This is a genomic window from Cupriavidus sp. D39 (assembly GCF_026627925.1).
GTDB lineage: Bacteria > Pseudomonadota > Gammaproteobacteria > Burkholderiales > Burkholderiaceae > Cupriavidus > Cupriavidus ulmosensis.
On the sequence record NZ_JAPNLE010000002.1, the window covers coordinates 1 to 6,826 of the forward strand.

The 6,826-nt window shown below is 61.8% G+C and carries 5 protein-coding genes and 1 pseudogene; 1 reads left to right on the plus strand and 5 read right to left on the minus strand.

Annotated elements, in window-relative coordinates; all coding sequences use genetic code 11:
* Nucleotides 1–301 precede the first annotated feature (301 nt).
* Complete coding sequence (locus OMK73_RS03380) at nt 302–946, plus strand: hypothetical protein (RefSeq protein ID WP_267600747.1); 645 nt, start codon at nt 302–304, stop codon at nt 944–946.
* Nucleotides 947–1,029: 83 nt separating this feature from the next.
* Here the strand turns inward: OMK73_RS03380 and OMK73_RS03385 are convergent, their stop codons facing one another.
* From OMK73_RS03385 to OMK73_RS03405, 5 genes and pseudogenes are all read right to left on the minus strand, one after another.
* Nucleotides 1,030–2,298 carry an adhesin gene (locus OMK73_RS03385; RefSeq protein ID WP_267600749.1) on the minus strand — a complete coding sequence of 423 codons (1,269 nt, stop codon included), beginning with the start codon at nt 2,296–2,298 and terminating at the stop codon, nt 1,030–1,032.
* A 344-nt stretch (nt 2,299–2,642) separates the two neighbouring features.
* On the minus strand, nt 2,643–3,071 hold the full coding sequence (locus OMK73_RS03390) for a hypothetical protein (protein WP_267600751.1): 429 nt from the start codon (nt 3,069–3,071) through the stop codon (nt 2,643–2,645).
* Nucleotides 3,072–3,093: 22 nt separating this feature from the next.
* Nucleotides 3,094–4,317 (minus strand): pilus assembly protein TadE, encoded by a 1,224-nt coding sequence (locus OMK73_RS03395; RefSeq protein ID WP_267600753.1) that lies wholly within the window; start codon nt 4,315–4,317, stop codon nt 3,094–3,096.
* Nucleotides 4,318–4,338: 21 nt separating this feature from the next.
* Nucleotides 4,339–6,153, minus strand: coding sequence for an ATPase, T2SS/T4P/T4SS family (locus tag OMK73_RS03400; protein ID WP_267600754.1), 1,815 nt, complete (start codon nt 6,151–6,153; stop codon nt 4,339–4,341).
* Between the two features lie 359 nt (nt 6,154–6,512).
* Nucleotides 6,513–6,826: pseudogene (locus OMK73_RS03405) on the minus strand (hypothetical protein); the annotation flags it as partial.

Here is a 6,826-nt window from a genome sequence, read left to right on the forward strand (position 1 = left end):
TTCCCCGGTGGATTCAGGCGCGGACTTGACTTCGCCGTAGACCCCGTAGGATGGACTTATGCGATCCGAGGGCGGGCCGCAATGTTCAACGTTTAGAAGAGAAGAAAATAATGCAAAACAAGATCAAACTGACTCTCTCCGCGATCTCGGTCGCTTCGCTCCTCGCACTGGCAGCCTGCGGTGGCGGTGGCGACGGCGGTGGGCCGTCGACCCCGGCCGCAGTCACGCCTGCACCGACCCCGGTGCCGCCTCCCCGACCATCGTCGTGCAAGGCTCTGCGCCTACTGTCACCGCGGACCCGATGGCCGTTATCTTCGTGCCCCAAACCGAGACTTCCACCAAGTCGGTGCTTCAGTCGATCGCTTCCAACGCTTTCCCGGCACAGTTCCAGAAGGCGACAACTGAAGGCGGCTATAAGCAGATCGGCATTGACGCCAACAGTCTGATCTCGCTGACCACTGGCAAGATCGTCGATGTTGCCGGTAACGGCGACTTCGCTATCGGCCGGTGGACGGACGGTTCGAGCAGCATCGGGAACATGAGCGTGAACCAGGGTGCGCACTACTCTGTTGGCAAGCCCCTTACATTGCAACGTGTCCTCGGACCCACCGCGACGCTATCGTGCACACTGCTTGCGAGTACCAGTCCTACAGCCGTATCGGGAAATTTCGCGCCCGGCAAAGTAAATGCCGCAACTGCGACCATCGATCTAAACGGACCATCGCTCAAGGCACTCAACTTGGACATCGCGATCGGGTCTGATGGCCACGCAACGGCTGCAGCGACACTAACGGCGCTCGACGGCGTTCTTCAATCGCAGGGCTTCATGCGTCACGTTGAAGCTATGGGTACTTCTCAGACAAAGCCGCTGCTCGCCATCGGCTACGCCATGCCCACGCCGTCTAGCGGCGATGTGACCGGCGTGGTGGTCCTCCAGTGCCAATAGTGCACGCCATCTAAAAGCCAAGAAAGCCGGGCTTGCCCGGCTTCTTGCTTTCTCGGGTGCGTGGCCGCACTACTCTTAAACCATCAAGTCTTGTAGCAGGTCAACAACGTTACCCCCGCCATAGCAGTAAAGTCCGCTCGGATATAACCCGATGGGCAGCCCTGAAACCAAATATTCAACCCCATGCACGGGGCGGAGAACCCATTCTCTTGCGCGAAGCCACATAGTGACCCCGTGTCGCCGCCCCCGCCAGCCCCTCGCCAGACCCCGTTCTGGCATGACAGAATCCTCCCATTCGGATCGCTTCGCATAGCACCTTGCGGATCGCCGCAGCCCCAGCCATCCCAGACCTGCTGGCCACCACCGGTGGACGGAACGACTGCACCCGCGGCATACAGGTAGCCCGATGCAGCCACGGAGCCGCCGGCGCGAACATCGCCGCTCGAGGTAACCTGACCAGCAGACACTTGCCCTGCTGCCGCAACACTGCCGTTGCTCTGAACGTAGTTGCCATAGAGCGCATTTGCGCTGGCGCTGCCAGTGATTCCCGCATCGCCGTTCGAGCGCAGGTAGTTCCCGGTCACCGTATTGCCGCTAACCGCCGCTCCAGCGGAAACATTACCGTTTGCGGAAACAGATCCATTGGACTGCAGATTCCCGACAGCATTCATCGCCTGGTTGTTGGCATCCATTGGACCGGTCAGGTTCAGCGAGCCATCGCGCTTGTAAAACTGGTTCATGCTCTGAGCGAGGAGCGATGTGTTGCCAACCCGCATCATGAGCACACCCGCATTGCCCCCGGACAGCGGATTGGGCGCAGACCAGCTGGCAGCCATGCCCGTGATGACCGTCGGAGTCTCGGCGTACGACACGCCCGCGTCGACCCCGGCGGCCGCTACGACGGAAGCCATTTGATCAGTCCGGATTCTGCCGCTGCTGTCCCGGTAAGCGGTAGTCGAATACATCCGACCCGGGATCGTGCAATTGGTCAACCCCAAGCTGCAATTGGTTGGCACCAGGTCAATGGCGAACGAAAGGCCAAGAGGGCTGGTATCACTGAACCCGATCGGGAGCAGCTTAAGATTTATCAGATCCTGCACCGTCGGGTGCAGTGGACTCGCGACGCTTGCCGAGATACTGCCGGCATTGATTGTCGTCGGCCCGTTTGGGCTGGCGGCAAGCACGATCATATTGTCAAACACATACGTATTGACCGCACTGGCCACATTCGACATGTACTGGCCGGTACCGATGGCCAGCGCATCGTCGATAAGGCTGTTACTGCTATGGAACATCACTGCGGCGCCGATGGCCGCTACGGAAAGCTGAAGCGCCGCTTCGGTTAAGAACATCTTGTCCTCCAAGTAGAACACCGCCCGGCACAAGGCCAGACGGTGGTAGCACTAGCTACTGTGCCAGCGAAGCGGGCATCCCTCACCCGCGAATCCTCACGGAAACACTATCGCTTTCACCGCTCAGGCGACATACAGCTCGATCGTGTTGCTGCCACCTGAGCACGCCACCTTGCTGGGGTCCACCGCCCCGCCCACCGCCTTGATGGTCGTGCCGTTGACAACGATCATTCCGGCGCTACCCTGGTAAGACGCCACTATTGCGATGCAAGCCGCGTCGGGCTGCTGCGGAACCGACCATTTGATCGAATCGTTTGCGCTGAGCAACTGAGCTGCTGCAACCGTCAGCTGACCACCCCGGGTTGCAGAATGACGTTGGTACCGGACTCGGTCATCGTTGTCAGATCCTTGAAGACACCGTTGCTCATCAGGGAGGCGATACTGACCTTGCTGTACTGGCCGCGGTAACTGGTCTTGACCTTCCCGATGACACCGTTCAGCTCAGTCGTCAACTGCTGAACCTGAGTATCAGTTTGGTTTCGCGAGAACAGCACCAGGATGGCCACAAGTGCGAGACCCGCCAACAGCAGATAGAAACCGTATTCGTCGAGTACACCGCCCCACTGCCGCCGCGTGCGAACGTTTCGGCTCATTTCCGTCTTTCGTTGCTGGCCCTCCCCTGCCTGGGCGCACCTGCGCGACGGCCCCTCCGTTACCGGCTTCGTGTCGATGATGGTGTCTGCTCGTGCGGTGTTTGATTGCATGGCGTTCATGGTGATGGCTCCTTCAGTTGCGTTAGGGTTGGTGAGTTTGGGTGGGGAGCGGGCGTTTGCCGGACATTGCCGCCAAAGCCGAACGGGTCTTCATTTCCTGCGCCATGAATGCCGGCAGGAAAGCTAGTGCGGTGATGATCACGATCAGCACGATCGTTGCGCGACGATTGAAGCGGGAGGCTCGCTGTTGCATCAGCATCGGCGTCGTCTTCAACAGGTCCTCGGAGACCGTGTGAAGCATCTTCGAAAGGTCGCTCTCGTACTCAGCGATGTCCTGAATCCGGTAACTGGTGTCCCGATCAAAGAGACCAGTGTCGAAGACCTTGCCGCCTTCGTTCGGTGCGTATTCCAGATTCAATTCGATCCGCTCGATGTGATACGCCAGGTACGGGTACGCGTTGGCACGCATCAGCCCCAGGCCGTCGAGCAAGTTGCGGGCGTCACCACCGAATCTCTTCGTCACCGCCGATAGGCCAGATAGAAACTGAGCGCTCTGGAACCGACGGAAGAAGTCAAAGGCCAAGACCTTCCGGTCAAGCCACCCGCGATATCGCCCCACATATCGGGTAAGCGCCCGCATAACCCAAATGCCTGCGCCAATCTCGGCAATAACGACCAGCCAGCCCCAATGCCGCAGGAACGTGGAGACATGATGGAAGGACGAGGCGATCGGCCCATACTGACTGACGTCCAGCATCGAGCTGAACGACTTGTCGATGGTGGGGCCGATGAGGAACGCGAGCGCCGCCAGGTACGCGTGGAGGATCAGTAGAGTCATGACCACCCCAGCCAGCGTCATGGCAATACCGGCGCGCGCCTCACCTAGCGCGGTGAGATTGCGCGCGAGGGTCTCCAGCCCCTCTCGGATATCGCCTCCCTCCTCCGACACGGCGAGGATGGGAATGTCCTCGTCAGGGACGGTCCCGCGGAAGATCTCCGTGAGCCGGGAGCGCTGCATCTGGCCGTCGATACCCTCCGATCGGGCTAACCAGTGCGCAGCCAAGACACCAACAGGTTCCCCTGCCCGCCGTGCTGCGTCCTTTGCAAAGTGGTTGGATACGGGCTCGCCAGGCATGTGCAGGATTCGCTTGGCCAGGTCGTGGTAGTACGTGGCCCGCATGCCGCGAAATCGATACTTTGCCCAGAACAGCCGGTCCATAAACACCCGGTCGCCTGCCTTCAGCATCGGTGCCCCGACCGAGCGCCTCGCACGATCGACCACCCTCTGTATCACCTGCATAATCATTTGTTCATCCTCTCCAGGGCCTCAGTGCTTCTCGCCGCGCGCACGCTGACGCGCTTGTTTGGCCTCGTAGGCTTCCAACGAGCAAATGCGCTCGGCCTCCCGTGGGTCAACGACCCCGGTGAACACCTTGTACATAGCGACTTCGAACACCGTCTTCCCTGTGCTGTCCGGCACGTCAAAGCCCACCTCGCGCTTGCTTCGCTGGTAGGCGGCCAGTTCGATGTTCTGCGCGTCTCGGATGTAGATCAGGTCCTGTTCGTCAGGCTCGAACATTTCGGCCACCACGGTGCGTCCGCGGGCGCCGTTCAACTCGGGCAGATTCGGGCGCCGGCAGAGCTCGCAGCCCTCCGGGTTCCGCAGCCGGATACCCTCTACATCGAAGCCAAAAAGCCGCTCGATCTGCTGCAGCTTCTTCACGCCAAGCGCCTGCTTCATTTCCGCGTGCTTGAGCCCGCAGGTACAAGTCTTCGGCATCAGTGCCTGGTAGACGTATAGGTTGATGAAGCCGGGCGTGGCCAGAACGCTACGTGGAATGCGAAGTTCGCCATCGGAGAGCCGATCGGGCGCGGTCAGCGCACTTGGCGCGTGCACGGTGGTTAGCGCCCGAAGCCCGGCACCGGCCACGTCGCGGAACAAGCCCGCGGACTCGTGATCGCGGAGTTCGCCGACCGCCACGAAATGCGGGTTCATCCGTTTGATCTGACGTTTCCCAGCAATGAAGGGATCTTCGCTCCGGTTCGCGCCGTCCAGCGTGCGCGAGACGGAGAAGTGATGCGTGCCTTTGGCCAGTAGCTCCACCGGATCCTCGATGGCCATCTTGTTCATCCAGGCCGGCAAGCGCTGCATGATCGCGTGGGCCGTTGTGGTCTTGCCAGAACCGACCACGCCGACGAGAACCGTGCCGCCTCCGAGGTGCATCGTGGCTCGGTCCAAGAGTTGTGCCTGCTGTTCGAAATAGCCCAGATCTTTGACAAAGTCGACCTCTGCGCTCTCGGCTTCTTCCCGGTGCATCCGCATGACCGTGACGTGGCCGGTGGCGCTCTGCATCGACGCCCACCGAAACACCAACGGCTCACCATCGATGCGCGTACGGATACTGGTCTGCTGCGGGAGCACTCGACTGAATACGCCCTGCGAGCCGCCCTTTCCCTTCTGCCAGATATGCGACAAGGTATCGAGCATCACCCCCGTCTCCATTCGGAACTCGGCCAGCGCTACCAGATAGCCGTCGATTGCAAACCGAATCTGGGAGTGTGTACCCTGGTCTTCGACCTCCCAATGCAAGTCCGAAGCCTTCTCTTGCATGGCGAAACGAGCCGCTGCCTCGAAGTTGTGCCAAAGCGCGCTGGCTGGTCGACGGCGGCCCAACGCTTGATCGAACTCTCCCCCGGCGCGCGCTTCCACGCCGCCCCGGGAGAGGGCCACCATGACCTGCGTGGCTGCCACGTGGGTCGACGGCGATGCCTGGTCATACTGCAAGCGTGCTTGCCGCATGATTTCTTCGGCCACGTCGGACGTAACCATGTCGCGTGACACCACCAGTGCAAACTGGCCACGGCCGCCCGCGGCGTCCGGTGGGGCGATCAATACGGGACAGATCGAGTGGCGCAGGGAGGGCGCCATGTCCAGTTCCTCATAGAGCGTCCGGACGAAGGATGGCAGGTCATCCACCGTGCCGATCTCGCTCGCCTGCTGTTCGGCGGCCAGCCCGCCGGGCGACGGATCGGCCCCCACCGACGCGGCAGCGAACGCTGGCCCCGCACCCGTGAGTACCGTCACGCCGCCCGTGCCGGTTGTCGGCCCGCCCGCACGATCACGCCTGCTAAATAGTCCCATGGCAGCCGGCTCAGCGTTGTGCGACGGACGCAGTTCCGGCCCCGGGCGTTGGCGGGACGATCGGCGCCATCGCCGGCGGCGCCACGGGCGGGGGGCCATTGGGAAGCCTGAGAACGCGGCACCTGCCGGCGCCGGCAGGGGGCCCGCCGGGCGCCCCTGCCCGCCTGCAGCCGCCGAATCGCGCGGAGCATCAAGGAGCACTGCAGCGTCGTCCTGGACAAGCGGAGCGAACACCTTCGTCTTTCCCCGCGAGAACGTCGTGCCGGCTTCGGAGATGCTGGAGACGGTATAGCCACGCCATTTCGCGCCGACACGCGCGGGGTAGACTTGCTCGCCCCACTTCACGTAGCTGCGCAGGCTTACCGCTCCGCCGGCGGAGCTACCGTCAACTCCATACAACGCGATGGTTTGGGGGAACGTTCGCGGGTCTTGGCCTCTGCCGCACCGGCAGGAGCCGCAGAGACTGCCGCCGGCGGCGCAGTCCCACCCAGATCCTGATTGAGTTTCTTCAGCGCAACCTTCCCGTCGGCCTCGATGAGCTGCCGGGTGATCGACTTGTCATCGTCGGCGTGCGCCCCACCGGCGGCAGCCAGCACGAGCAAAGTTGCCGCAAAACGGCCGAAAGAGTACGGGGATGTAGGCATATTCGTTTCCTTCTCAGTCGCGGGCAAAG

Excerpts from the sequence above, each read along its gene's own strand:
- OMK73_RS03395 (WP_267600753.1), bottom strand. The coding sequence starts at position 4,317 with ATGATTATGCAGGTGATACAGAGGGTGGTCGATCGTGCGAGGCGCTCG.
- OMK73_RS03385 (WP_267600749.1), bottom strand. The coding sequence starts at position 2,298 with ATGTTCTTAACCGAAGCGGCGCTTCAGCTTTCCGTAGCGGCCATCGGC.
- OMK73_RS03400 (WP_267600754.1), bottom strand. The coding sequence starts at position 6,153 with ATGGGACTATTTAGCAGGCGTGATCGTGCGGGCGGGCCGACAACCGGC.
- OMK73_RS03380 (WP_267600747.1), top strand. The coding sequence starts at position 302 with ATGGCCGTTATCTTCGTGCCCCAAACCGAGACTTCCACCAAGTCGGTG.
- OMK73_RS03390 (WP_267600751.1), bottom strand. The coding sequence starts at position 3,071 with ATGAACGCCATGCAATCAAACACCGCACGAGCAGACACCATCATCGAC.